At 45.2% G+C, this 25555-nt stretch carries 24 protein-coding genes; 12 read left to right on the top strand and 12 right to left on the bottom strand.

Annotation, left to right across the window (positions count from 1 at the left end):
* Positions 1-289: 289 nt before the first annotated feature.
* Positions 290-640: a metal-sensing transcriptional repressor gene (locus ACBR23_RS20645; protein WP_371117152.1), complete on the top strand. Its 351-nt coding sequence runs from the start codon at positions 290-292 to the stop codon at positions 638-640.
* A gap of 619 nt (positions 641-1259) precedes the next feature.
* On the opposite strand, the gene ACBR23_RS20640 is transcribed toward ACBR23_RS20645, so the two are convergent.
* Entirely contained in the window at positions 1260-1697 is a 438-nt protein-coding gene (locus ACBR23_RS20640; protein WP_341731233.1) for a helix-turn-helix domain-containing protein, read from the bottom strand.
* A gap of 1089 nt (positions 1698-2786) precedes the next feature.
* Here ACBR23_RS20640 and ACBR23_RS20635 point away from each other — a divergent pair.
* Complete coding sequence (locus tag ACBR23_RS20635; protein ID WP_341738788.1) at positions 2787-3563, top strand: pentapeptide repeat-containing protein; 777 nt, start codon at positions 2787-2789, stop codon at positions 3561-3563.
* A gap of 79 nt (positions 3564-3642) precedes the next feature.
* On the opposite strand, the gene ACBR23_RS20630 is transcribed toward ACBR23_RS20635, so the two are convergent.
* The 6 genes from ACBR23_RS20630 to msrB all read right to left on the bottom strand — a co-directional run bounded on the left by ACBR23_RS20630 (position 3643) and on the right by msrB (position 10634).
* The gene (locus tag ACBR23_RS20630) at positions 3643-6711 is read right to left on the bottom strand and encodes a GAF domain-containing protein (RefSeq protein ID WP_371120360.1); all 3069 of its coding nucleotides are present in this window, start codon (positions 6709-6711) and stop codon (positions 3643-3645) included.
* Positions 6712-6987: 276 nt separating this feature from the next.
* On the bottom strand, positions 6988-7455 hold the full coding sequence (locus tag ACBR23_RS20625) for an NADAR family protein (RefSeq protein WP_371120359.1): 468 nt from the start codon (positions 7453-7455) through the stop codon (positions 6988-6990).
* 203 nt (positions 7456-7658) lie between these two features.
* Positions 7659-8753, bottom strand: coding sequence for a geranylgeranyl reductase family protein (locus ACBR23_RS20620; protein ID WP_371120370.1), 1095 nt, complete (start codon positions 8751-8753; stop codon positions 7659-7661).
* Between the two features lie 83 nt (positions 8754-8836).
* Positions 8837-9385, bottom strand: a complete 549-nt coding sequence (frr, locus tag ACBR23_RS20615) for a ribosome recycling factor (protein WP_371115749.1) — start codon at positions 9383-9385, stop codon at positions 8837-8839.
* A complete protein-coding gene (gene pyrH, locus ACBR23_RS20610) occupies positions 9372-10100 on the bottom strand; it encodes a UMP kinase (RefSeq protein WP_340520084.1) in 729 nt (242 codons plus the stop codon). Before pyrH ends, frr begins: the two co-directional genes overlap by 14 nt.
* A 135-nt stretch (positions 10101-10235) precedes the next feature.
* Positions 10236-10634, bottom strand: a complete 399-nt coding sequence (gene msrB / locus ACBR23_RS20605; protein WP_341738791.1) for a peptide-methionine (R)-S-oxide reductase MsrB — start codon at positions 10632-10634, stop codon at positions 10236-10238.
* Positions 10635-11308: 674 nt separating this feature from the next.
* Between msrB and ACBR23_RS20600 the strand changes: the two genes are divergently transcribed.
* The 4 genes from ACBR23_RS20600 to ACBR23_RS20585 all read left to right on the top strand — a co-directional run bounded on the left by ACBR23_RS20600 (position 11309) and on the right by ACBR23_RS20585 (position 15381).
* The gene (locus tag ACBR23_RS20600) at positions 11309-11779 is read left to right on the top strand and encodes an LptA/OstA family protein (RefSeq protein WP_371115748.1); all 471 of its coding nucleotides are present in this window, start codon (positions 11309-11311) and stop codon (positions 11777-11779) included.
* 182 nt (positions 11780-11961) lie between these two features.
* Complete coding sequence (lptB, locus tag ACBR23_RS20595) at positions 11962-12690, top strand: LPS export ABC transporter ATP-binding protein (RefSeq protein ID WP_341738793.1); 729 nt, start codon at positions 11962-11964, stop codon at positions 12688-12690.
* A gap of 81 nt (positions 12691-12771) precedes the next feature.
* Positions 12772-13938, top strand: a complete 1167-nt coding sequence (locus ACBR23_RS20590; protein WP_341738794.1) for an LptF/LptG family permease — start codon at positions 12772-12774, stop codon at positions 13936-13938.
* 249 nt (positions 13939-14187) lie between these two features.
* Positions 14188-15381, top strand: a complete 1194-nt coding sequence (locus ACBR23_RS20585; protein WP_371115746.1) for an RNA-guided endonuclease InsQ/TnpB family protein — start codon at positions 14188-14190, stop codon at positions 15379-15381.
* Positions 15382-15605: 224 nt separating this feature from the next.
* On the opposite strand, the gene ACBR23_RS20580 is transcribed toward ACBR23_RS20585, so the two are convergent.
* Positions 15606-16961 (bottom strand): hypothetical protein, encoded by a 1356-nt coding sequence (locus ACBR23_RS20580; RefSeq protein WP_371120358.1) that lies wholly within the window; start codon positions 16959-16961, stop codon positions 15606-15608.
* Between the two features lie 355 nt (positions 16962-17316).
* Here ACBR23_RS20580 and pgl point away from each other — a divergent pair, with 355 nt between their 5' ends.
* From pgl to ACBR23_RS20560, 4 genes are all read left to right on the top strand, one after another.
* Positions 17317-18045, top strand: coding sequence for a 6-phosphogluconolactonase (gene pgl, locus ACBR23_RS20575; protein WP_341738797.1), 729 nt, complete (start codon positions 17317-17319; stop codon positions 18043-18045).
* 296 nt (positions 18046-18341) lie between these two features.
* Entirely contained in the window at positions 18342-19133 is a 792-nt protein-coding gene (locus tag ACBR23_RS20570; protein ID WP_371115744.1) for an FHA domain-containing protein, read from the top strand.
* A gap of 82 nt (positions 19134-19215) precedes the next feature.
* Positions 19216-19701 (top strand): FHA domain-containing protein, encoded by a 486-nt coding sequence (locus ACBR23_RS20565; RefSeq protein WP_341738799.1) that lies wholly within the window; start codon positions 19216-19218, stop codon positions 19699-19701.
* A gap of 230 nt (positions 19702-19931) precedes the next feature.
* On the top strand, positions 19932-20369 hold the full coding sequence (locus ACBR23_RS20560) for an FHA domain-containing protein (RefSeq protein ID WP_371115743.1): 438 nt from the start codon (positions 19932-19934) through the stop codon (positions 20367-20369).
* Between the two features lie 62 nt (positions 20370-20431).
* Here ACBR23_RS20560 and ACBR23_RS20555 read toward each other — a convergent pair whose 3' ends face one another.
* On the bottom strand, positions 20432-21010 hold the full coding sequence (locus ACBR23_RS20555) for a DUF1997 domain-containing protein (RefSeq protein ID WP_341738801.1): 579 nt from the start codon (positions 21008-21010) through the stop codon (positions 20432-20434).
* Positions 21011-21229: 219 nt separating this feature from the next.
* Here ACBR23_RS20555 and pheA point away from each other — a divergent pair, with 219 nt between their 5' ends.
* A complete protein-coding gene (gene pheA, locus ACBR23_RS20550) occupies positions 21230-22150 on the top strand; it encodes a prephenate dehydratase (RefSeq protein ID WP_371120357.1) in 921 nt (306 codons plus the stop codon).
* A gap of 53 nt (positions 22151-22203) precedes the next feature.
* Positions 22204-22845 carry a pentapeptide repeat-containing protein gene (locus ACBR23_RS20545; protein ID WP_371115742.1) on the top strand — a complete coding sequence of 214 codons (642 nt, stop codon included), beginning with the start codon at positions 22204-22206 and terminating at the stop codon, positions 22843-22845.
* A gap of 164 nt (positions 22846-23009) precedes the next feature.
* Here ACBR23_RS20545 and ACBR23_RS20540 read toward each other — a convergent pair whose 3' ends face one another.
* The 3 genes from ACBR23_RS20540 to ACBR23_RS20530 form a co-directional block, all read right to left on the bottom strand.
* Positions 23010-23651 (bottom strand): LON peptidase substrate-binding domain-containing protein, encoded by a 642-nt coding sequence (locus ACBR23_RS20540; RefSeq protein ID WP_341738804.1) that lies wholly within the window; start codon positions 23649-23651, stop codon positions 23010-23012.
* A 360-nt stretch (positions 23652-24011) separates the two neighbouring features.
* Positions 24012-24305: a DUF3288 family protein gene (locus tag ACBR23_RS20535; protein WP_341738805.1), complete on the bottom strand. Its 294-nt coding sequence runs from the start codon at positions 24303-24305 to the stop codon at positions 24012-24014.
* Between the two features lie 143 nt (positions 24306-24448).
* Complete coding sequence (locus tag ACBR23_RS20530; RefSeq protein ID WP_371115740.1) at positions 24449-25369, bottom strand: hypothetical protein; 921 nt, start codon at positions 25367-25369, stop codon at positions 24449-24451.
* Positions 25370-25555: the final 186 nt, after the last annotated feature.

Below are 25555 nucleotides of genomic sequence, written 5' to 3'. Positions count from 1 at the left end.
ATCTGCTACTAGGAACTCCCACATATATTTTGCCAAATTGTCAGCCCCTTCGGATCAACGTTTGCTTCGAGGCGTGGGTTAGAATACATGAAGTCAGTAATACCAATTTAATGTGAAGTTGCATATATCCCGATCCCCCTAAATCCCCCTTAAAAAGGGGGACTTTGAATTCTTGCTCCCCCTTTTTAAGGGGGCTGGGGGGATCAAATTCTATGCACCCTCATGAAAAATTGGTATAACCCTGCACAAACTCAAGATATTCTGAATTCTAACTCTTAAATTTTTCCTCATGATCCTATCTGATACTTCTGCTGACAAATCTTTGCCCTCAAATTCCCACCATCATCATGATGACTCTGCTCACCCTCACCATCACGATGAAGAATCCATGCGACGGCTGGTGAATCGCTTGTCTCGGATTGAGGGACACGTTCGTGGAATTAAAACTATGGTACAGGAAAATCGCCCCTGTCCTGAAGTTCTAGTACAAGTTGCTGCGGTTCGAGGAGCCCTCGATCGCGTTGCGAGAATCATTCTTGACGAACATTTAACTCAATGTATTGGTAGAGCTGCTAAGGAAGGTAATATTGATACGGAAATTGAAGAGTTGAAAGCTGCTTTGGATCGGTTTTTGCCTTAGATGCAGACAATTTCAATACTAAAAAACAGCAAAAGCAGCAAGTTGTACGCGCAATTAATGAATTGCGCGTACAACTTGCTACCAAATATCAGCCCTATTTTGACTTTTTAGATTGATATTCAAGGGAGGGGGTAGGCAAAGAAAGGCACTACCCCTACACAATCATCGTTTTCTTGACAATGAAACAGCCAGCCCTTGACAGCCCTGGGCTGTTTCATTCTGCTGACAAATCATCATTTTGTAGGGGTAGTGCCCCCGTGCCTACCCTCTTCTTCCACGATTTTGTATGTGTTTGGTGAGATGGGGGCAGCCACGGGGGGCATAGGTGTCAACTTAAGCCTGAAAGCCTTGAGAAATCTGGTTTTTACCTGAGTCTAGATCCCCCTAAATCCCCACCCCCCCCTAGCCCCCCCCAAGGGGGGAAGGGGGACGAAAGATCGGACTCCTGTCCCCCCCTTCTTAAGGGGGGTTAGGGGGGATCTGGCCTTAATCGTCAAACAGTAGTCTGTGACAGGGTTTGGCCTTAAGTTGACACCAATGCACGGGGGGCTGCCCCTACAAGAGAATGAAACAGCCAGCCCTTGACCGCCTTTTTGGGAGATGTCTATTAGTGCAGAATTTAGACTTTGGTCAGTTTCGTTTTTAATTGGTATCTTACCGTCGCGTAAACGGCTTTATAAGAAGCCTGAATGTTATATTCCTGCTGCAACCAATCTTGAATTTCTCCATAACTTTTGAAGCCTTTATGGGGATCGCTGAGGCGCACTGCTAAGCTAGCGCGGGCCAAAGGAGGAATTGCTGGCTTGCGGCCTCCGCTGTGCTTTGTTTCTAGGAGTCCTTCGAGTCCATCAGAACGGTATTTTCTGAGCCACCGCTGCACGGTAATTCGGTTGACGCCGATGGTGAGTGCCAATTCTTTCACTGTTTTAACTTGACAAATTTTAAACAAGTACAATGCTTGGATTTTTTGAAATCCACTTGCCGTTTTTTGTTCGGTTAATAAGCTTTTCAATTGTTCAATTGTCTCTGTGATGCTAAGTCTACATACTCCAGCCATACTAATTACCTCATGGGGATTCGCGATCTGTAATAGCTTTGCTTGACAAGGGAACAGCGTCTGTTCCGAGGCTACTGATAACCTTGGACTTGCAGCTTAGCAATATACAACCGATTTACTTCAACTATTTGATGGGTAAAAATCCCATCAATCTGACTAAGGTTTGATTTTTTTCTAGGAAATTAGCGATTTTTTTGGTTTATTAAAACACCCTCATTAAGTTTTTTGTACTATACACAATCCCTGTTCTTTCTTATTTTTTAGTTATTTTTGCTAATTTATCTGTGGCCGTTTGTCATTAGCTGCCAGCAAATAAATAAGATTTATCACTACAGATGCTGTCGATCGCGCTTCTTGATTAACCTGCAATGGCGATCGCACTATTGTAGAGAATTGACAAGACTCTGACAAGTGCATTCTGTTCTTCTCTCTTCGAGAAATGCTTAGATTTCAGCAGTCTCATGATTTGACTAAGGTAGCGCCTAGTCAAAGTGATACCGACAAACTGCGATCGGCAAATATCGATGAAACTACTTGGTCGATCGTTACTTGAGTAAAACACGTAGAAGGTCGGGTTGTCAATTTGTTAGAGGTACAATACTACTATGTACTATTTCCCGCAACATCTTGTGATCGAAAAAGCTGTCTTTATGTGATATTACTCAGAGTTATTGGTGATCGTTGTCACATTCAAAATCAGTAAAATCAACAACCTAGAAAAAAATCCCACTAATCGGTGGATTTTTCGCTCCATAAACACACTATTTTCATCATCACGAAGGCTGCAAAGTAATCGGAGTTAAGGTTTTTTTAGAGAGAGTGTAACTGTTATAGTCTGCAATAATCGTAACTAAAAAATAGAGTTTATTATAATTAAATATAAAAAAATATCCCTGAATAAGTAAATTTTATGTGATGATTTTTGTGGGATTATAGTGCAGCCAGCTTAATCAGAATATAGATTTTTGAAAAGCTGTAAATAAGCTCTAATAATTATTATTTTAGGAAAGACCCTAGTAACTATAGATTTCCACTTGCCTCAATACAAGTTATTTTAGATTTAATATTTCGGATTTTGGACGGTTAACAATGAAACTCAGCAGAATAGTCATTGCTGCAACAGTGCTAAGCGCTCTAGCCCCTCTAGCCCCTGCATCGGCCGAAAACATACAACACACGCAACAACTACTAGCCACCCGACAGTGCCCCAACTGCGACCTCAACGGTGCAGGCTTAGTCTTAGCCAACTTAGCAGGAGCCAATCTCCAAGGTGCAGACCTCAGAGGAGCCAACCTCAGCAGAGCCAACCTGGCTGGGGCCGACCTCAGCGGAGCCAACCTCAGCGGCACCAGTCTGTTTGGCGTTAACCTAACTGGCGCCAACCTCAGCGGAGCCAACCTCAACGGTGCCGACTTGAGAAGCGCCTACCTCAGCAACGCCAATTTGCTCAACACTAATTTAACCAGCACCCAACTGCTAGGAGTTCGAGGAATGCCAACTAATATTGGTACTGCGGAAGACTTCTACAAACTCGGAGTAATCGAGGCCCAAGCTGGAAACTACAGAAACGCCGTAGATTATTACAACCAAGCCCTCAATCTCAAACCCGACTTAGCCTCCGTTTATTTTGCTCGCAGTATGTCTCGTGCCGATTTAGGAGACTTCGCCGGTGCCACTCAAGACGCTGCAATAGCTAACAAACTTTTTGCCACGCAAGGGAATTCCCAAGGTCAGGAATTGTCCAAGCAGTTAGCCGAAGCAATTGTAGCCCGCCAAAAGCCAACAGAACCCCGCACAGCCGGCGGTGGCGACTTTATGAGTCTACTGGGTTCCGTCAGTTCTTTCCTACTACAAGTGCTGTTTTAATTGATATCAAATCCGTTAGTATCGGAATCGTGACTTCGAGTTAAAAGTTAACAGTTAACAGTTAACTGTTAACCTTTAACTAATGGATAGGAATTTCAATCCAGAATTCTGTACCTTGACCTGGAATAGAAACGCACTTGAGTACCCCTTTATGCTTCTCAACTACAATTTGGTAACTGATAGAAAGTCCTAAACCTGTGCCTCTACCAACTGGTTTAGTAGTAAAAAACGGATTAAAGATGTGAGAAATTAACTCTTTCGGGATGCCGTGACCGTTGTCGGCAATGCAAATTCCTATGGTTTTTTCATCTATTAATTGAGTGCGAATCCGAATGCAAGGATTGGGAACATCGGGAATTAAAGTTTGATTGGTTACATTGAAATTTTCCGAATCCACCGAGGATTTTTGGGAGCTTAAGTTGATAGCTCCTGCACTGGGTTCTAATCCAGGTAAACTCCTAATTCGTTCTATCTTTCGGCTTTCTATTGCGTCAACCGCATTGCCGAGGAGATTCATAAACACTTGATTCAGCGAGCTAACATAGCAATCCACTCGTGGCAAATCATCGTACTCTTTAATGACTTCTATGGCTGCTCGATCGGAGGTGGCTTTGATGCGGTGCTGCAAAATCAACAGCGTACTCTCGATGCCCTCGTGAATGTCAACGCAATCTTTCTCGGCGCGATCGAGTCGAGAAAAATTCCGTAAAGATACAACTAATTGACGGATGCGTTCCACTCCCACTTTCATAGAGTCCAAAATTTTCGGCAAATCTTCGGTAAGAAAATCTACTTCGATCGCTTCTTCGCACTCTGTAATTTCTGGGTTAGGATTGGGAGTGTGCTGGCGATAAAGTTCCACCAAGCAGAGCAAATCTTTGCTGTATTCGTTGGCGTGGGAGAGATTACCGTAGATAAAGTTAACGGGGTTATTGATTTCGTGGGCGACGCCAGCCACCAGTTGTCCGAGGCTGGACATTTTCTCAGTTTGAATTAATTGAGCTTGGGTATTTTGGAGTTGGGCCAGAGCATGAGCTAGCTGTTCGGCTTTTGCTTGATCGGCGGAGGCTGCATTCAGACTTTCTTGATAAAGTTCTGCTTGGTGAAGGGCGATCGCAGCTTGATCTGCCAAATGTTGCAGCAATTCCTGTTCTGCTGTTTGCCAAACTCTGGGCGCGGAACACTCATGGACAATTAGCAATCCCCAAAATTGGCTATCTTGACCGATCGGCACTATTAAATTTGCCCTCACCTGCAAACTTGCCAAAAAATCGCGGTGACAGGGAGTTAAATCCGAATTATCAATGTCATTAATCACCCGCACCTTTCCTTTCCTGTAAAAACAGGATGAACCTTCGGGAAAGCATTCTTCTGGAGATTTCAAACCCAAAATTGACCGCCACTCACCGCGAACATCTTCAACAACGACCTCTCCCTGTTCGTCGTCTGCAAATTGGTAAATTACTGTGCGATCGGTATCTAGCAAAACTCTCACTTCTCGGACAATAGTTTGCAGTATAGTTTTTAAGTCCAAGGTGCTGCGGATTTGGTCTCTGACTCGCGTCAATACTTTGGCAAAGTCCAAGGATTTTTGCAATTGAGCGGTACGTTTTTGAACTTGACGCTCCAAGTTGGCATTCATCGCCTGCACTTCTTGATGCAAAATATAATGCTTAACGGCTGCACAAAATTGGTTAGCAATCGCTAAACATTGTTCAATTTCGGGCAATTTCCACTGAGGTGACTGACCTTTTTTTATTTCTCGCCACAGTTCAAACGATTGTCTGGGAAGCACTTGTTTAGCGCTGGTATCAAAGCGTCCCGCCCACATTTTTTCGGTGTCAATTTGCTGGCGAAAAATTGTCAAACACCCGATTAATTGCTGTTTGTAGTGGAGGGGAATTACCAGCAAACCTCGAATTTTAGTAGTTGGGAAAGCAGGAGATAAAACTCTAAATTGAGGTTCTTTATATAAGTCGGTAATTATCCACATTGGGAATTGGGAGTCAGTACCCACCATAGTTGAAATATTGGCCATTGCCAATGGGGAAATCTGGGGAGTCTGTTGATGATTGTTCAATCCTGTGGTTAGCCATTTTTGCCACAGAGGATGGGTTTCGATCGCACTTGTGGCATTTTCCCACTCTGGAAGTATGGGTTGCTCTCCTACGGTGAACACTTCAAAGGCAGAATCGGCAGCATCAGTAGTAGAAGCAACTGTCGAAACTTGATGATTGGTGGAAAATGGAAATTCCCCATCGATTTTGGGAGTTGATAACTTTTCTGGGATGATTTTCGGGGCGCTGATGTAGAGTCTGCCACCACAGCCCTCCATGGCGGTGACAGTAGCTTCTAAAGCCTGCTGCAATTGAATGTTAGCTTGACCGTACAATAGGGTGGCGATGCGGCTGACTGTGGCTTCCAGGGCTGTTTGAGAGCGGGTTTGCTGAAGCAGGATGGCATGAGCGATCGCGATCGACAATTGATCTACTACTAACTGAACTACTTCCAAATCAGTTTGGTAAATATTGCGGGAGGCGGAGTGGTGAGATACCAAAAGTCCCCACAATTCGATGTGAGTTTGGCTACTTTTGTCTGGATCGTATCTCGTCAAACACTCCGGCGAATCGCAGATGTCTGTTTTGCTGTTTAGTGGCCCGGTGCGGCGGTGCAAAATTGGCACGACTAGGGAAGATAGGACTCCCATTGCCATCAGATAAGCTCTGTGACAAGGATCGAGCGATCTGTAATATATCTCCTCACTAGCTAAAGGTTCACCTGTTTGGGGCGCATCCAGGGGACTTAAGGCGATCGTGGCTGACTTGACATCTACTATTGTCCGCTGGCGTTGACGGACATACATCTGGCGGGCTTGGGGGGGAATGTCGTCGGCTGGAAAGTTTAATCCTTTTAAAGAAGGGAGATGGTTGCGATCGATTGATTCGGCAACAACTTCTCCGCTACCATCTGGACTAAACCGATAAATCATAATCCGGTCTGTTTTCAGAAAAGACCGCACTTCTTCTACAGTACAACTTAAAATATCTTCTAATTCTAAAGATTGGCGGATACGTTCAGTTATGCGACGTACCAAGAGTTCTCTGTCTAGTTGATGATTGATTTTTTCGGGTTCTTCTGTCAATTTCATAAATCTCCTTTTTCGGCAATGTAATGTAATATTTATCAGAATTTTTTACTGTAGACGGGGATGTCCCGATATCAAAAGTCGGATTCAGACTTAATATTTTGTAGATTTTTGGAGCGATCGCAGCTCGAACTAAACGATCCCTCGGACTCCTGATTATTATTTTAATGATCCGATCAATTTCTCGCAATCTTAAAATCATGTTACATTAATTATTAAAACTTATGATATCTTATTGTTGTAATATATAACTTTATGTATCGATAATTCACTTAAAAATTAGAGTTTTTCGCAGTTAGCAAGGCTTTGAGAGATATCGTGGCGCACGCTCATCAAAATTTTACCCAAATGATTTTGCCCAGTTTGGTCGCAACCGCAACCCCAATAGTAATCTGTTGGTGAATTTTCGACAATCAGGCGATCGCCCGTTTTGAGGAGAATCTGTTGAATATCTGTATGGGTGAGAAACTTAGTTTTAACCGCTTCGCACATAACTGAAATTTTTACCGCTTCCCAATCAGCACGAAGGCGATAGTTGGGATCGCGACCCAAGTTAGCAGCTTCTTGAGGAGTAGGTACGGCTCGAATCGCAGCCACCAGCCTTTCATCAGCACTGGTGACAAATTTTTGAGCTTGATAGTAGTGTTCCACAGTCAACCATTTTTGACCATTGATGCAAATGTCATGGAGTGAAAAGTTAGAAAAGCAGCCGTAAGGCTCATCTACTTTATAAAAATAAATTGTCATTCGATTTTAGATTTTAGATTTTAAATGAAAAATCAAGAGTGAGAACTTCAGAATATTTCCCTCTTCCCTCTTCCCTCTTCCCTCTTCCCTCTTCCCTCCCCCTTCTTCCCTCCCCCCTTGGGGGGGGTAGGGGGGGGGTTCTTCTTCCCTCTTCCTTCTTCCTTCTTCCTTCTTCCTTCTTCCTTCTTCCTTCTTCCTTCTAATTAAAATGGCATCAGCTTTTTAATAGCGCGGTGAGCGATATCGGCATAACACACTTCGCCGCACAAAATTTTGCTCATTACCTGACTAGCTCTAGGGGATTTAACCCCAGCTCTGTAAGCAGCACCAGTAAACTGATAGAATGCCGCAGCCAAGCGACTAGCCCAGAGCATATCGCTTCCCCATTCTTCGCTAATAATTTGAGTATACTTTTCCAGAGCGTCGCCCACACCTCCAAGAGCTCGATCGATCGCCTCAGCCGCCTTAAATCCGCTAAAAATAGCAGGTCGAATCCCCTCGCCGGACAGGGGATCGGTGAGACTAGCTGCTTCTCCTACTAACAGTGCATTTTGGGAGTGTAATTGGCGATCGCCATCCCACAGACTCATCGGATATTCGTGGATGTCGCTGACAATCACATCCGCGCCACAGTTAGTTGCGTAATCAGCCAACATATTTTTGATATTTTTTGGTCGATCGCCCCGCATAGCAGCAATACTCAAAGAGTAGCCATCAGCCTTGGGTAAACTCCAGATAAAACCTTTTTTAATAGTGCCAAAATCAAAATTGAGAACATCACCTGTGATTGCAGAAGTTTCCAAACTTGCACTCGCATAGAGTTTTGGTTCTTTCAAACCCAACCACTTAGCCATCGGACCACCAGCACCGTCAGCACCAATTAAATAGCGAGCATAAACCGGTTCAGTGGTAGTTTTAACTAACCAAACAGAATTGGTAAACTCAATTCCGATGACTTCAGTAGCATCTCTAACTTCCGCACCAGTCTTTTGAGCTTGTTTGAGTAAAAATTCATCAAATACATCCCGCTGCACCATCCACATGGGGGACTCTAGATCCACTTCCACCGCGTCTGCCATTTTCCAGGTGTAGCTAATTTTAGTAGCTTTCATAGAAATAGCTGGTGTCAGGTCAAAATCTAGCCATTGGGCGATCGCCGGAGAAACACCTCCGCCACAGGGTTTATGGCGAGGTAAAGACATCTTTTCTAGTACCAAAACAGAACGACCTTGCTGGGACAAGTGATAAGCTGCTGTGCTACCTGCTGGTCCCGAACCGACAATAATACAATCAAAGATTTTAGTCATTAGCAATTAGTCATTAGTCAAAAGTCATTAGTCAGTTGCTAATTGTTAGTTAACTGACCAATGACTTTTGACTGTTATACTTTCACGATATCTTTCTCTTTCGCAGCCAGAACTTCTTCGATTTTGGCAATGTACTTATCGGTCAGCTTTTGAACTTTATCTTGCAAGTCGCGCGATTCATCTTTAGAAATCTCGCTGCTTTTTTCTTGCTTGCGAACTGATTCTACGGCATCGCGGCGGACATTGCGAATGGCAACTTTGCCTTCTTCAGCAAATTTTCCTGCCATTTTGACAAATTCTTGGCGTCTCTCGCTAGTCAGCGGCGGAATGTTCAAACGAATTATGGAACCGTCATTATTGGGTACGAGTCCCACATCAGACAGCGAAATCGCTTTTTCAATTAAATTGAGTGCTTGGCGATCGAAAGGTTGGATGCTGATTGTAGAAGCATCCGGCGTACCGATATTAGCAAGAGATTTGATCGGAGTAGGAGCACCGTAGTAATCTACCACTATCCGATCTAGGAGAGAGGCGTTGGCTCGTCCCGTCCTAATAGTATTAAAAGACCGTTGAGTAGCCTCAACTGCCTTTTGCATATGATCTTCCACGTCAGCTAACTTCACAAAAACCTCCCACAAGGGTTCCAATAGATTCTCCCATTACTGCTCGGTAGATGTTGCCCGATACCGTCAGGTCAAATACCATAATAGGAATATTATTCTCTTTACAAAGAGCGATCGCCGTACTATCCATCACCCGCAAGTCTTGGTTCAAGACGTGTCCGTAGGTGAGGGTTTGGTATCTGCGAGCGTTGGGGTTGATGTGGGGGTCAGAATCGTACACCCCATCTACCTTAGTAGCTTTAAAAATCACCTCTGCATCAATTTCAGCCGCCCGCAAAGCTGCTGTAGTATCAGTAGTAAAAAAAGGATTACCAGAACCGGCACCAAAAATCACTACCCGTTTTTTTTCCAAGTGACGAATCGCGCGCCGTCGAATGTAGGTTTCAGCTACTTCTTGCATGGCGATCGCCGTTTGCACCCTGGTTGGTACTCCTGCTTGTTCTAGGGCATCCTGCAATGTGATGGCATTCATGACTGTAGCAATCATACCCACATAGTCTGCCGTTGCCCGATCCATACCCGCCGAAGCTGCCTTCACGCCGCGAAAAATATTGCCGCCACCGACAACGATCGCTAGCTGAATACCTTCAGAAACGACTTTGGCTACTTCCTGAGCGATCGAACTAACAACTACCGGATCGATCCCGTAGCCCAAATCGCCCATCAGCGCTTCACCGCTGAGCTTCAGCAAAACCCGCTGATAAACCATCCCTATGCCGCCACTATTTTTTATTCTGTTTGCTTCCACCATAAGATAGCAGTATGGGAGCATTTTGAACATAAATTAACTGGAACAGGATTTTGGACCCATTCCAGAAGAGCTTGCAATGTTGAGGGGTCAACTCTTGATTCAATCCTTGGGTACGAAATTAAGAGAAGCAGAATTCATGCAGTAGCGCTGACCTGTTGGTCTGGGGCCGTCATTGAATACATGACCCAGATGAGCGTCACAGACAGCACACAACACCTCTGTGCGGCGCATAAACAAAGTATTATCGGATTCACACTTAACATTTTCTTCGCTAACTGGAGCGTAGAAACTCGGCCAACCAGTACCGGAATCGTACTTTGTTTCTGATTCAAATAGTGGGGTGCCACAGCAAATACAATTATAAGTTCCTGACTTTTTGTTGTCGTGATATTCACCACTAAATGCTCTTTCAGTTCCCTTTTTTCTAGTAACTTTGAATTGTTCGGCTGTGAGCTGCTCTTTCCACTCGGCTTCAGTTTTTTGAACTTTATTAGTCATGATTGGAGGTTGTTAACTGTTAGCTTTTGACTGTTAATGGTTGACTGTATATATAGGAGGAATAAATTCGGCGATCGGGACATTCAAAATTGCTAAAATCATCGATCTTAGTGAATTTTACCTCTGCCGTCTGCCGTCTTCCTTATAGTATAGTGAGTCAACTCATGTCTCCATTAATATTAACCTAATTTGCTCGAAATGAACATAGCGGGAAAAAGTAGTAGCTGAATAGCTCTGCTGTTTTGATTTTTTGATTTGGGTATTAATTGAGAACAGCTACTTGTTGAAGAAGTCGAGTAGATGGCGATTGTGCGATCGGCAAATAATCACCAGATTCTGCTATATAAGAATCAAGCGGATAAGACTGACCTCAAGGAAACACTTGGGATGGATTGAAGTAAGATCGGGGCGATCGACACAGAGCCGATAGCCACCGTAGGCTAAAGCCCGGTAAACTGTCCCTAAATCTTCCTAGAGAAAATTAGCCGGGACAGCAGACTCAGCAACATAGGCAGTAAAATTGGCATTTCTGTTGCTAGGATAATTGGTTGATAGTAGGTCGTGAACCGATCGACATAACCGGAGTCTTCCCGGTCGTTAAGATAAAACACTTAACTGTCAAAGCTAAAAGTTATGCCGTTGAGCAATTTTACAAATTTTGAGGCAGACAATCTATGATGTCCTCCGCTAAATTACTTAATTCGGGAATATTCAAAGGATTATCGCTGCTGTTGCCCCTCACTCTGGCAGGCGCGATGGCTTCTCCCACCTATCCCCAAGCAACCCCGCCCCGCACCCTCAGCGTGCGATCGGACATCCAAGAAGCAGACTCCAAAACCGGCATCGTGACAGCCCGTGGCAACGTCCAAATCAACTACCCAGCCCGCCAAATGCAGGCCACCGCAGCTCAAGCCCAATACTTCAGCCGCGAGCGCCGGATCATTCTCAGCGGAGACGTTTACGTCTTGCAGCAGGGGAACAGCCTGCGGGGCGAAACCGTGACATATCTAATCGACGAAGGGCGGTTTATTGCCCTACCAGACAAACCAGGGCAGGTAGAATCCGTCTATCTGGTTGCCCCAGAGCAAGATGCAGCCGCTCAAAATGCAGTCGGCTCCCCACGTCCCACCACAGCCCCGCGCTAAAAACTGCTGGCAGCAAAATTTTGCGTGGGAGTTCTCCTACCCACCATTAAATTGACTGTTTCTCGAACAGGCCAGGCCATCGGGCCTGTTCAGCAGAATCATCCAAAATCTCAGATTAACTTGAAATTCGATCGCCAAAGCCCGGATTCGGGAATTTAACTGGTAGAGATTGCTCGACGAGAATGAAAATTGTACTCGAAAATATTCACAAATCCTACGGCAAACGCAATATAGTCAGTCGCGTCAATCTTTCTGTAGCACAAGGAGAAATTGTCGGATTGCTCGGTCCCAACGGTGCTGGCAAAACTACCACCTTTTACATCGCTACGGGATTAGAAAAACCCAATCAAGGCCGGGTTTGGCTCAACGATTTAGACATCACTCAATTGCCAATGCACAAACGAGCACATTTGGGAATAGGATATCTCGCCCAAGAAGCCAGCATCTTTCGCAACATGACCGTGCGGGATAACATTTTGTTAGTCCTAGAACAAACTCAAGTGCCACGATGGGAATGGCGCGATCGCATAGATTTCCTGTTGCAAGAATTTCGCTTAGAAAAAATTGCATCCAGTTTAGGAATTCAAATTTCCGGCGGCGAAAGACGGCGGACTGAGCTGGCGAGAGCTTTGGCTGCGGGGCGAGACGGACCGATATTCCTATTTTTAGACGAACCCTTTGCCGGAGTAGATCCGATCGCCGTCAACGAAATTCAAAGTATTATTGCTAAATTGCGCGATCGGCAAATCGGGATTTTGATCACGGATCACAACGTGCGAGAAACCCTAGAAATTACCGATCGAGCCTACATCATGCGAGACGGCCAAATTTTAGCATCCGGCGCAGAAGAAGAACTCTACGGCAACCCTTTAGTACGACAATATTACTTAGGCGACAACTTCGTGCGATAATCTCCTGAAGGAATGGAAGAGCGGGCAAAATTTAATAATTTTGATTTTGAATAAAAGAAGAATCTGCGATCGCGTGCAACTATGAAAATAGCAATGTCCAAATCTTTCAATCCCCTCAACTGGCTGCCGAGAATTTCGGTAATGGACTGGTACATTGTCAAAGAACTAATGGGTCCATTTCTGTTTGGTGTCGGACTCTTTACATCCGTCGCCATCACCGTCGGTGCCTTATTTGAATTAGTACGCAGAGTCGCAGAATCAGGCCTCCCCTACGGCGCAGCCCTGGAAATTTTCATGCTACAAATTCCCTATTTCGTAGTATTAGCTTTCCCCATGTCAATGCTGTTAGCTACCTTAATGGCTTACAGCCGAATGTCGAGCGATAGCGAACTCGTAGCCCTACGCAGTTGTGGAGTTAGCGTCTACCGACTGGTAATCCCAGCAGTGATTTTAGGGTTAGTTGTCACAGCCCTCACCTTCCCCTTACAAGAATTAGTGGTACCGGCGGCCAACTACCGGGCTACATTGACTTTAGACAAAGCCCTGAAGCGAGAAACACCGCAATTTCAAAAAGGCAATATTATTTACACAGAATTTCGGACAACTGACAAAAGCGCCAATGAAACCCTAGCCCGCTTTTTTTATGCAGAAGAATTTGACGGGAAACGCATGAAAGGTTTAACAATTATTGATCGCTCCACCCCCGGTCTCAATCAAATAGTTTCTTCAGAATCAGCAACCTGGAATCCCTCCGAAAACACCTGGGATTTTTTCAACGGCACCGCTTATATAGTAGCTCCTGATGGTTCTTACCGCAATATCGTTAGATTTGAACACCAACAATTGAAACTACCCCGCACACCCTTAGATTTAGCAGCTAGAGCGCGGGATTTTAAGGAAATGAATATTGCCCAAGCTTTAGAGCGATTGGAGCTAATTAAAAACAGTGGTGACGAACCACAAATTCGCAAACTTAGGGTGAGAATTCAAGAGAAATATGCTTTTCCCTTTGTGTCTATGGTATTTGCGATTGTCGGAGCCGCTTTGGGCACTCAACCGCGTCGCTCTGGTAAAGGCACGAGTTTTGGTATTAGCGTAGTGGTGATTTTCACTTACTATGTATTTTCTTTCATCACCAGTTCTATGGGTGTGAAAGCTGTCTTGAGTCCCATCCTATCAGCTTGGCTGCCGATCGCCTTTGGCTTTGGCATCGGCGGACTCTTGTTAGTACGAGCCGCCTCTAGGTAAGGACATCGGGGCATTTGAGATATGAGATTTGAAATTTTTTTGAATTAAAATCTGACTCCAGCTCTCCCCATCTTCCATAAATCCTCGGCCCTAAAAAAGAAGGATTACCGAAAAAACTGGGTCTAAAGCCCCGTTACTTCGACTACGCTCAGCACATCGCCTTATAGGACGGATTTAATTCGAGTGTAAAGATTATTCAACCAGTCGATTTATACCCACAATTGCTAGTAAACATGATAGAATAATTCCATGATTGTACTAGAGTTCAAGTTAAAAGGCAAGCCACAGCAATACCGGGTCATCGACGAAATGATCCGTACAGCTCAGTTTGTCCGAAACAAGGCTCTTAGGTACTGGATCGACAATCAGGGAGTTAAACTACTTGACCTCTACAAACAATGCGCCATCATGGCGAAAGAGTTTGAATGGGCAGGAAAACTTAACTCAATGGCACGTCAAGCGATGGCCCAACGTGCCATTTTTGCTATCCAACGTTTCTTCTCTAGTTGTAAAGCTAAGAAGCCTGGGAAAAAGGGATATCCTCAATTCAAGAAACAGACTCGTTCTGTAGAGTACAAGACTTCGGGTTGGAAGCTTTCTACCGATAAAAAGTGTCTGACTTTCACAGATGGTTTTGCTGCTGGAACATTCAAACTACTCGGCAGTCGAGATTTGCACTTCTACTCACCCAAGGAAATCAAACGAGTCAGGGTTGTGCGTCGCGCCGATGGCTACTACGCTCAGTTTTGCATTAACGTAGAACGAGCAGAAGAGCTTGTTCCTACAGGCAAAGTAATTGGCATAGATGTGGGATTAAACTATTTCTATACCAACAGTGCCGGGGAAGTTGTTCCGAATCCTCGGCACTTGCGTAAAAGCGAAAAAGCTTTGAAACGGTTGCAAAAACGAGTTTCCAGGAAAAAGAAAGGTTCGAGTAATCGTAAGAAAGCAATTAACAAGTTAGGTAGAAAACACTTGAAAGTCAGTAGGCAACGTAAAGACTTCGCCATCAAGACGACGCCCGGCGTGGTGAAATCTAGCGATTTCATAGCCTACGAAGACCTTCAAGTGAGGAATATGGTGAAGAACCACAAACTTGCTAAATCGATTAGCGATGCAGCATGGTCACAGTTTGCTCAATGGCTGCAATATTTTGGAAAAGTGTACGGTAAAACAGTAGTTGCTGTTGCTCCTCAATACACTTCCCAAGATTGTTCAAATTGTGGAAATCGCGTTCAGAAATCGTTGTCAATCAGAACTCATGTTTGTAGCTGTGGTACGGTGTTAGACCGCGACCACAATGCCGCTAAGAATATCCTAGCTAAGGGATTAAAGCAAGCAGGAATTATTTTAAATACGGTGGGGCACACCGGAATTAACGCTTGGGGACAGACCGACAAGAACTCGTTGGTGGTGACATCAGCGCGCAAGCCGACTGATTGATCCAAGAATCCCCGCGCGTTCACGCCGGGGAGTGTCAACTATTGACTTTCGTTGATTTGGCATGATATTATTAGATAATGGGAGTGGTGACAAAAATAATTATTTTTGTCACCACTCCCATTATTAGATTGTACCTTATTAAACGGCAAGAGTCAAGCGTTTAACCATAAAAAAAAAGGCGATTTTTTTTTATATTCAATCGAATAAAAAATCATATAAAAAATCTATGGGTTAGAAAAAGTATTGATTTCGCCTCCACCAAGATAGCGTCCTGGAATCTGTCGCTGTGGAGGAGAAGGCTGTGGTGGAATTGGTGGCAGGCCCTGATTTGTGCTTTGAGGAACAACTCCAAAATTAGACTGGGTTGGCGAGTTGGACTGACTAGGCTGAGCTGATTTAAATTGAGAATTGGCTGAATTGGGAGATAATTGAGGGTTAAGGATTTTGGTTTCGACTATCGCACTAGGAACAGCAGATTTTTCGACATTGGGAAGTAGCTGTATGGGGGAAGGTGTGGCGACGGGAATTACAGAAGGTTGAGTTTTAGGTATGAAATCGGAACCGGATAAATTAGTTTGGTAGGGATTTTTGGGTGCCACCACATTTACAGGCTCTATGGTAATTTCGGGCATAACTGGTACTGTGGAATTTAATCGGCCCCAGGATTCAGGTAATGTGGTGGATGGGTTGGAAACTGGCTGAGAGTCGTTAATAATATTTGTGGAAGCCGGAACCTGCGTAAGTGGAGTGGGAAAATTCACAGGATTTGGTTTTGCTTGAGCTGTAGTGGTGGTTGGGAGCAAATTGTCGGGATTTGTAGGAGACAAAGTGCCGTTTAGTCGATCGGGCAATTTACTTTCCTTGGCAGTTTTTTCAGTAGAATTCGCCACTACTAAAGTGTCGGCAGCGATGTATTTTTTCATAGCTGCTTGTAAGGGACTTAAAGGAAGAGAATTTGGGTTTTTTTTGCCTGAACTAGCACTACCGTTAGCCTGGGATAAAGTTGCTGTCTCCAAGGAGTCTCCCAGGCCAAGGTTGGAAGTCGCGGCAGTCTGCCCGCCGTCGAGAGAAGGACTCAAAGCTGATGTGGCGTTTGCAGTGGCCAAGCTTGAGTTTGTCTGGTTATTTTGGGTGGCGGAAGCCACAGGATTTGCGATATTGGGGAGGGATAAAGATGTGTTGATTGCTGGCTGCTTGGAAACTAGAGAGGGCGGAAATTTTTCGGCTCGCCTAGCGCTAATTTCATCGAATAAACCTTGGGTTTTGACTATGGGTGAATTAAAAAAACCGAGTTCTGGATTAGAGCGATTGAATTGATTGACTAGCAGGGGTACGCTATCGATTTCAGCAGCAATTGCAGTATCTTCAGCAGATAGCCCCGCGATGGCAGTGGGATTATTTGAAGTCGCTGCATCTTCGCCATCTATGCTCAAGCGTTCTGGATTTACCGATACCTCCCAGATAAACAAACTCCCGGCACAGAGAACTGCTAGCGGTGCCCAAACCATAGGCTGCATCCAGTGGCGTAACCGCGCTATGAGATAGCGGACAGATGTAGGGAATCGTTTAAAACTTGACATAGTTTTGCTTTGGTATTTAGCACAGACTTAAAACAAGTTTTGGTAATTATATTATATCCTGTTTATGCTGTTGGCTGTCAAAGACTGCGAGGATTCCCGTAGGGAATAGCTTCGCACGGGCGCACTTTTGAGGAAAAATAGCTTCAAATATCTACAAAATATGAATTTATCTAAAGCAGGTTGAGAAAATAATTGATTGCCCATTAAAATCAACTGCTCATCAGGATGATAAAATTAGAGTTGGCGCGGTGTCAATCCTGCTGGAGGGGGTTTGGCGATCGACTGACAAGGAAAAAAGTTACAGCCGGCGTTGGCAATTACCGACGACGATCTAAGACAATTTGAAATTAAAAAGATGACAAAAGTAGTAGAAGTATTAGCCAATCGGGAAGAATTAATAGCTCGATCGCTCTCGGTTGTGTGCTCCCAAATCCAAGCAGCCATAGCAGAACGAGGAATATGTACGATCGCCGCAGCAGGCGGAAGCACACCAGAACCACTTTACAAATTGCTGAGCGCTCAAGACTTGCCGTGGGATAAAATTCACGTTTTCTGGGGGGATGAACGCTACGTACCTTCAGACCACCAGGATAGCAATCAAAAAATGGCACGTCTGGCATGGCTGGACAAAGTAAACATCCCCCCCAGTAACATTCACCCGATGCCGACAGGTAGTGGGGACCCGGCCGCGGATGCCTTGGCCTACCAAACTGAATTGCAACAGTTCTTCCAGGTATCCGAGGGGGAGTTTCCGGCGATCGACATAATTTTATTAGGGATCGGAGACGACGCCCACACAGCCTCTCTATTTCCCCACACAGCGGCTTTACAAGTGCGCGATGCCCTAGTGACGGTGGGTAACAAGGACGGTCAACCCCGCATCACGTTTACAGTTCCCTTAATTAACCATGCTCGTTGTGTCATCTTCATTGTGGCAGGAGGCAGCAAAAAACCAGCCCTAGCTCAAATTTTTGCCCCCGTAGCCGATGACTTGACTTATCCATCCAGACTGATTCAACCGAGTGGCGAACTCTTGTGGTTGCTAGATGCGGCAGCGGGGGAAGAGTTACAATCCCTAGGTTAGGTGTGGGGTGATAGGTGTGGGAGTGTGCAAATATAGTATTATAAAACTTCATTAAGATTATAATCATCGATCGACGCTGGTGCTATTGAGGGTAACAGAAAGCCACAGCCATCAAGCCGTGGATTACTTGATTAACTTCAAAAAGCCCGTCATCCCTCCCAGAACCGCCCAAGGCCAGTTGCTAGCATTGGCAAAGCAATAGGAGAATGGTGGCGGTTAAAGTTAAAATTTGACCGTACACTAAACTATTTTTATGAGGCTGATTTGAAAATCTGGCCGATAGCAAGGAGAAATCGATGATTGTCTGTCCCAATTGCAATCACCAAAACCCCGACGGAGCTAACCAGTGTGAGGCTTGCTACACGCCTTTACCCGTTACCGCCAGTTGCTCGAACTGCGGTGCTGCGGTTCAGACAGATGCAGCTTTTTGTGGTCAGTGTGGCTTTAATTTACGTCCAGGTTCCTCTGTTCCAGAAAGAGAGGCAACTGTAGTGCCATCCTCTGTGGGCCCGACAGTGGTATCGCCATTGATACCAGATTTAGTGTCGCCGGAACCCCTGATAGTACCGGAAACTGTCGTGACGGCAAATCCAGGACCTAACTTGGAAAAAACTCCCCTTAGCATTCCGCCTGCTGTTCCCGACGCGCCACCATTACCCTCGGTTGCTGTTACCACTGAACCTGTGGCAATCTCCGTTAATACTACTCCTCCGGTTGCTGGCCAACCGACACCTGGTGTAGCGAAAACTCAACTGCAACAGCAGTCAGCAAGGCTGATACACGTCCAGACCAATACGCTGATGGAATTGCCTCACAATCTTTCTGTGATTCATATAGGCAAGCCCAATGACTTGGTACCCCCGGATATTGATGTTGCCGGATTTGCTAATTCTGAGATCGTCTCCAGGGTACACGCTAACCTCCGGGTTGAGGGAGATGCTTGCTACCTAGAGGATGTGGGTAGTTCCAACGGTACTTATGTCAACAATACTCCCCTGCCCAAGGGAAATCGACACCGGTTGCGACCGGGAGATCGCATCTCTTTGGGTAAAGGAGACCTGGTTACGTTTCTATTTCAAGTTTCTTAGATCGAGTTTGGATTGGGCGAAAGAAAGTCTAAAATCTAAAATCGCATCAAGAATCGCTCTACCAAAACTCACTGCTGCCAATGTGATTAAGCTGACCTTGCTACATCCACTCCAGTCTATACCAGTCCGCAGTTGGACCTTTGAAGACGAAGAGGTCGTCTGCATAGGGCGATCGACAGAAAGCCACGTAGTTCTTTTCAGTGCGGTGGTTTCTCGTCGCCACATAGAATTGCGGCGATCGGGGAAAAACTGGGAATTGATTAATTTAGGCACCAATGGCACTTACCTCGATGGTCAACCGATCGCGAGCATTCCCATTGTGGACGGTCTGATCGTTCACTTGGCTCGATCGGGGCCGAAAATTCAAATCAACTTTGTCCCCAATCAGCCCTCAGTCCAGGTCGAAAAAATTAGCGTCAGTCCGAGGGATGCTAAGGCAATTTATGCTCCTTTAGAAGTGGCGCAAGTCGTCACGATTCCGATTCCCGAAGAAACAGAAATTGGTATTTCTAGGGAGGAGGATGATTTAACGGAGGCGGAGAATAATCGCGATTATACTGCTGAATAATAATATGAAGTCAGTGTATGATGGTCGATATTTCCAGAAATTATGGTGGAACAGGCCAAACAGCCTGTTTAAAGCTGGCTTTTCTGGAGATGGGAGATGTCTAATAGATCGCGTCAATGTACCACTAAACTGGCTGGCGCTGAGGTTTCCTGTTTATGCTCCGCGTCGCTCTGTACTAGCCCAGGTCAAGTACAAGGCTTTGGATTTATGCCTAAATTTCTGTAAGATCAGTGATTACCTTAACCCTACTTCATCCTATCCAATCAGTCCCAGTTCAAAGTTGGTCTTTTGACTCCGAATCAGTGGTTCGGATCGGTCGATCGAACGACAATGATGTAATTATTTACAGTGCGGTTGTTTCTCGCCACCACGTCGAGTTGTGGAACCATCCCTTTGGCTGGGAAATTATTAATTTTGGCGCTAATGGCACTTACATCAATGACCAATCCATCACTCAAGCCTTGGTGGTGGACGGGATGACGATTCGTTTGGGCAATTCTGGACCTTCTATCCGCATTCGGGTAGGTGCGACGAATCTGCCACCACAGCCATCGCGCCCTGACAAAAAGGATCAAACTTCTCCACAGAAGCAAATAGATTCTCCTTTCCGTCACGGAATCATTGAGGACGATGAAGATGGTGCCTTGACTCAAATCGATCTTGATTAGACATCTGCAACAAACAGGCTGGTGTGGAACAGGCCAAACAGCCTGTTCCAGAAGAATAAGGTTTACCCTTCTAAAGATAAGATTGTGGGGCTATCGGTTAACAGGACTTCAGTTGCGTTACCAGCCCATCGGCGATAATCCAAAAGTAACTGGTACATCAATCGTTGTTTGACACTAAGCAGTACGCTCTTGAGCAAACCGTTACCCGTTGCTTCTAAAATTGGTTTGGGAGTCAGCCACAAAGGTGGTGGCAGCTCTACTCGTACTTCCAAATCCGCTTTTCCCTTCAGATATGTCCCCCCGCCACTTTGATGCGGTGACAACTGTCCTTTGAGATTGAGAGCAAAGCGATCGTTGATATAATCGACACCTAGAATCTCACAGGCGACAGACTCCAAATTGATTGTGCCGTCGGAGAGCGCCCACACCCTCATGTCTACCGTGGGTTGAATGCTCAGCATCATAAATTGTAACGGCCGCATTTTGAGCCGAAAACATTCATCACTTAGCTGCTCAGTGCGACTGCGATCGACTAGAGCATTTACAAGTCGCTTGGGCTGACGCAGATAATGTTGAATGGGAACCCGTTCCTCTGGTACGGCGATCTCAACTGATTGGCAAGCATTAAACCGGATATACATGAGACGATATCAAATTAGAGGAGTCGTAACCATATGTTAATAAACTATAACCCTTTTCCAGTGACATAAGTCACGCAACGAGTAATGTCATCCGAGAAATAACGGAGAAAAGTTTCCCAGATACTGCGCTAATTTTCGGATTTTACTTGCTGCTATCTGGGAGAAACACAGATTTGTCCCTGTCTGCTATGTAGCCACAATTAGGTAAAATTCCCTACTATGAAAATTTCGATCGCACATCTGGGCCCAGTCGGAACCAATGCAGAAACAGCCGCTCTGGCTTATGTTCAGTGGTTGAGCCAAGAAACTAACTGGGAATGCACCCTGTATCCTTATGCAACCATATCCCAGGCTCTAGAGGCATCGGCCACAGGGCTGGTTGATTTATCAGTTGTGCCCGTGGAAAATTCGATCGAAGGAAGTGTTACTGTCACCTTAGACACGCTGTGGCGACTCGATCGACTTCGCATTCAACACGCCTTAGTTTTGCCAATTTCCCACGCCCTAGTATCAAAAGCTGAAAGTTTTAATCAGATTCAAAAAGTTTACTCTCACCCGCAAGCCCTAGCTCAGTGTCAGTTGTGGCTGGGGAAGTTTATCCCATCGGCTCAGTTAATTCCGGCGAATTCAACCACGGAATACTTGGATTACCTGGAGGATACAAGTGTGGCGGTGATTTCTGCGCCCAGAGCCGCTCAACTTTATAATTTGCCAGTGTTAGCTCATCCGATTAATGATTATCCCGACAATTACACTCGATTTTGGATACTCGGTAAGGGAGTTGAAGAACTGGACCATGTAGAAATAGGCGTGCATCCCCCATCAACTAAATCCATCACTAAATCCGCTGCTAAGTTGATCCTGGATGGTTCACCGTCTAATTGCACCCATACGTCCCTAGCTTTTAGCGTGCCTGCCAATATGCCGGGAGCGCTGGTAAAGCCTTTACAAGTATTTGCCAGTCGCGGGATTAATCTGAGTCGGATTGAATCTCGACCGACTAAGCGATCGCTCGGAGAATATATTTTCTTTATGGATGTTGAAGCTAATGCCTGCCACGCAGTGGTGCGATCGGCATTGGAAGAGCTAAAGACCTACACTGAAACTTTAAAAATATTTGGGTGTTACAGTGTAATGTAGTATACTGTAAGTAGTACACTTTTTTCAAGTATTAAAGTTAAGAGGCTAGCAAAATGAATGCCGATGAACTTCTGAAGCGATATGCGGCCGGGGAAAGAAATTTTCATGAAATAAACTTAAAAGAGGCTGCTTTGGCCGAAGCTTTCCTAAGTCATATTAATTTGGCGTGTGCTAATTTGAAAGAGATTAATTTATCTTTAGCAGACTTAAGTTGGGCCAACTTAATAGGAGCCAACCTCAAGAACGCTTGCCTACTGATGACTCAATTAAATTGGGCAAACCTCAGAGGAGCAGATCTAACATTTGCGAGATTAACAGGGGCTGATTTGGTTGAAGCCAACCTGAAAAAAGCCAACTTGAGCGACACTAAAATGATCGGTGTCAACTTGACTGGTGCATCCTTGCAAGGTGCAAATCTCATGGAAGCAAACTTAATAGATTCTTGCTTAGAGCTAGCTGATTTGAGTTCAGCGAATTTAACTGAGGTGAAGTTAAGGGGAGCAAATTTGCAAAAGGCTAACTTGAGAGGAGCTCTGTTATATGAAGCGAATCTTCATCGTGCCGATTTGAGAGAAGCTGACTTGGAGGGCGCTAATCTTAGTGGGGCTTTTTTGTGCGGTGCAAATTTGGAAGGAGCCAACTTAAAGGGGGCAATTTTCAGCGGTGCTATACAGTTTTGTGTGCGACAAGTTTAATAGGGCCCAAGGAAGATGGAAGAAGGTGTTTCGACCCTGACACTCAGCGGTTGGGCCAGGGTAGTCGAAGGGTCGAAGGGCGAGGGTGGCTTCAGGAAGAATGAAGAAATCCTTTCAGATACTAATTTTCGATTAGCTAGGCCCTAGCACCTACAATAATGGGACTACTTGAGTGTATCTTTCAGTACAGTCCTAGCAGCTAAGTGATTGCGAGTAGAAGTTAAAATTTCTGTTTCGCGTTCCAATCTAGCAGCAGTATCTTGCAATTCTAAAAGAGTTTGCTGTTCCGTGGCTGCGCCGTAAAGGTAGCTAGCTACCCAATAGGACAACTCTGTGGGCAAGCTGGGAATGTCTTCTGGTAGGTCGATCGGCTGATCCATCAATTTGCTAGAGAGGCGAACTACATCACGAAGCAGTTGTTCGACATCTCGGCTTAAAGATCTAAGGTCTTTTTGCGGCGGTTCGTCTTCAATCCATTCTACTAGACCGACTAAATAGGGTTTTTCTCGAACTGCGTCGAGCACTCGGAACCGTTGCTGGCCCAAAGTCATTATTTTCAGGCGATCGTCCGGGAGTCTCTGACAGTGAATTACTTCGGCGCAACAGCCGACAGCAGAGACTTTATTTTGCTCAGGGTCCCACATGAGTACACCGAAACGGCGATCGCTCTCCAGAATCGTATTCATCATGATTCGATAGCGAAACTCGAAGATTTGCAGCGGGAGCGGCCTACCGGGAAATAGAACCACTTCCGGCAACGGAAATAGGGGGAGTTCGCGAACTGCTACAGAGGAAGAGGATGCCATTGTCGCTCGAATGTGAGGTTACTTGCGGTTCTTTTTCTTACTTTAACTGATTTGAGGTAATTCCGGGTGGGGTGAGGGGCGATCGCCCGAAAATGCGCCCAGGGCGATCGGGGCTGGAAGCTGAGGGCGGGGGTCAGAAACCGGGTTTTTGAGGAAAATTCTGGTTTGTTACCGACAAATTAGGTAAAAAACCGGGTTTCTTTGGGCTGATGTGTAAGTCTTGCAAAACTTATTTAGGGCTTGCTGAATATATCGATCGCACTTGACGTAGCGAAAGGTTATGCCATGGTGCGATCTGGTGGTGCCGGGTTTTTTGTGTGTTTTAATGCAGTTGGTTAAAAGTCTCAAGTAAATTTGAGATTAAGCCCAATCTTCTTGGTCGCTTTTTTGCTTCCTGTAAACTTCACCTTTAGCGTGAATTTTACGAGTTTGTTCGTAAAGAGTTTCTGGTGTAAGATGCCATTTTTCTAGGACTTTTTCTAAGTCTTTTTGGATATCTCTAGCGCCGGGAAAGCCACGGTAACGAATTTTTAGTCTGGCTAATTCTGATAAATTGTAGTCGGTTGCTTCTGAGGCTAATAAAGTATCGACTGTAGCGCGATCGCGTCGATATTGCGGATGCTGTTGATCTTGAGTCTTTTCTATGGAATCCATACTAAGTAAGTGGGTACAAATAAACATTACATAGGAGCGGGCGGGTTTAGGAGATTATTAGTTTTAGGCTATTATGGTTGGTAAAACCCGCCCCTACAATTCACGTTCTTCTATTATCTGCCAAGTCAAGTATCTAATTAAACTTAGAATTTTACTGATGTTGTCGCTTCAGTCATCCGCAGAAATTTTTGTGTTTGTTCAGTAATACCAAATATGCGATCGCCCTGACAAAAGATTTCCCAGGCGCGAATTCCCATAAAACCAATCCCTGCCACCGACAAAGGTATCGCAGCAGCACCTAAAAGCGCCGCTATAGGGGGAAATATCATGCAGAGTGTTAAGAGAATGGCGGTAATTATACCACCTGCAATGCCAGCTTTAGCTGTAGCGGTGGCGACTTGTGTCACTAATTCTGATTGGGTAATTTTGCCTTCAACGCACAATAGGGAGTTTTCTAAGATGGAAAATACTAACTCAATTACTGCTGCTGCGATCGCCCCTTTGATTGCAACCCCAACGATTTCGGCAACTGCTGCCTTAAACGCTGCATCCGCTAAAACCTGCTTAGCAACGGCTAATTCGGCCGCAGTCATGTCTGCACCACCACGAGCCCGATTTACCCAAAAATGTTCAAACACCCCGTTAGCAGCTTCACTACCGCCTCCATTGACGTGTGCTTTGATGTGACTCCAATCTTTATCTTGACAGAAGTTGCGAATTGCTTCTGGGCCTTGGGCTCGAATTTGGGCGGGTATGGATTCAAATACTTTTGCTGCTTCTTGAACATTTCGCATTCCGTCACGCACACCAGCCCTAGCAAATTTGAATTGCAGATTTGTGGGCAGGTTCTCAAAACGGATGTTGTGTGCTATTTTAAAAGCTTCTTGAGTGGCGATCGCGCCAGCACTCACAATGGAACTTGGTGCTGATTGTACCCACGCGGTTACTACAGTTGCAGTTTCCTCAACTTTAGTAGTGATTTGGTTAGCTAAGTTTTGGGTTTCGGCAACAGTTTCTTGGAATTTAGCAGTTAGCACTTCGAGTGGATTCTGGTTTGTTTCCATGTTTCTCCTGGCTGCATCGTTAATGAATAATTATAACCAGAGTCCCGACTTCGTAGAAGAAGTCGGGGTGCGATTCGTTGAAACGTGAATCACGGTGAAAGCCCGTACATAGCGTTTCCAGCCACAAGGCTGAACTCTCGGTCTGATAAGGGTGTAAGTCCCTTCTGCCAGACTCAGGTATGACTC

It is taken from the genome of Microcoleus sp., assembly GCF_041354475.1.
Classification (GTDB): Bacteria; Cyanobacteriota; Cyanobacteriia; order Cyanobacteriales; family Microcoleaceae; genus Microcoleus.
The sequence above is the reverse complement of the archived record's forward strand: the minus strand, read 5'-3'. Positions and strand labels throughout refer to the sequence as shown.

Coding starts and splice junctions, on each gene's coding strand:
- ACBR23_RS20645 (WP_371117152.1), top strand. CDS start 290: ATGATCCTATCTGATACTTCTGCTGACAAATCTTTGCCCTCAAATTCC.
- ACBR23_RS20640 (WP_341731233.1), bottom strand. CDS start 1,697: ATGGCTGGAGTATGTAGACTTAGCATCACAGAGACAATTGAACAATTG.
- ACBR23_RS20635 (WP_341738788.1), top strand. CDS start 2,787: ATGAAACTCAGCAGAATAGTCATTGCTGCAACAGTGCTAAGCGCTCTA.
- ACBR23_RS20630 (WP_371120360.1), bottom strand. CDS start 6,711: ATGAAATTGACAGAAGAACCCGAAAAAATCAATCATCAACTAGACAGA.
- ACBR23_RS20625 (WP_371120359.1), bottom strand. CDS start 7,455: ATGACAATTTATTTTTATAAAGTAGATGAGCCTTACGGCTGCTTTTCT.
- msrB (WP_341738791.1), bottom strand. CDS start 10,634: ATGACTAATAAAGTTCAAAAAACTGAAGCCGAGTGGAAAGAGCAGCTC.
- ACBR23_RS20600 (WP_371115748.1), top strand. CDS start 11,309: ATGATGTCCTCCGCTAAATTACTTAATTCGGGAATATTCAAAGGATTA.
- lptB (WP_341738793.1), top strand. CDS start 11,962: ATGAAAATTGTACTCGAAAATATTCACAAATCCTACGGCAAACGCAAT.
- ACBR23_RS20590 (WP_341738794.1), top strand. CDS start 12,772: ATGAAAATAGCAATGTCCAAATCTTTCAATCCCCTCAACTGGCTGCCG.
- ACBR23_RS20585 (WP_371115746.1), top strand. CDS start 14,188: ATGATTGTACTAGAGTTCAAGTTAAAAGGCAAGCCACAGCAATACCGG.
- ACBR23_RS20580 (WP_371120358.1), bottom strand. CDS start 16,961: ATGTCAAGTTTTAAACGATTCCCTACATCTGTCCGCTATCTCATAGCG.
- pgl (WP_341738797.1), top strand. CDS start 17,317: ATGACAAAAGTAGTAGAAGTATTAGCCAATCGGGAAGAATTAATAGCT.
- ACBR23_RS20570 (WP_371115744.1), top strand. CDS start 18,342: ATGATTGTCTGTCCCAATTGCAATCACCAAAACCCCGACGGAGCTAAC.
- ACBR23_RS20555 (WP_341738801.1), bottom strand. CDS start 21,010: ATGTATATCCGGTTTAATGCTTGCCAATCAGTTGAGATCGCCGTACCA.
- pheA (WP_371120357.1), top strand. CDS start 21,230: ATGAAAATTTCGATCGCACATCTGGGCCCAGTCGGAACCAATGCAGAA.
- ACBR23_RS20545 (WP_371115742.1), top strand. CDS start 22,204: ATGAATGCCGATGAACTTCTGAAGCGATATGCGGCCGGGGAAAGAAAT.
- ACBR23_RS20540 (WP_341738804.1), bottom strand. CDS start 23,651: ATGGCATCCTCTTCCTCTGTAGCAGTTCGCGAACTCCCCCTATTTCCG.
- ACBR23_RS20535 (WP_341738805.1), bottom strand. CDS start 24,305: ATGGATTCCATAGAAAAGACTCAAGATCAACAGCATCCGCAATATCGA.
- ACBR23_RS20530 (WP_371115740.1), bottom strand. CDS start 25,369: ATGGAAACAAACCAGAATCCACTCGAAGTGCTAACTGCTAAATTCCAA.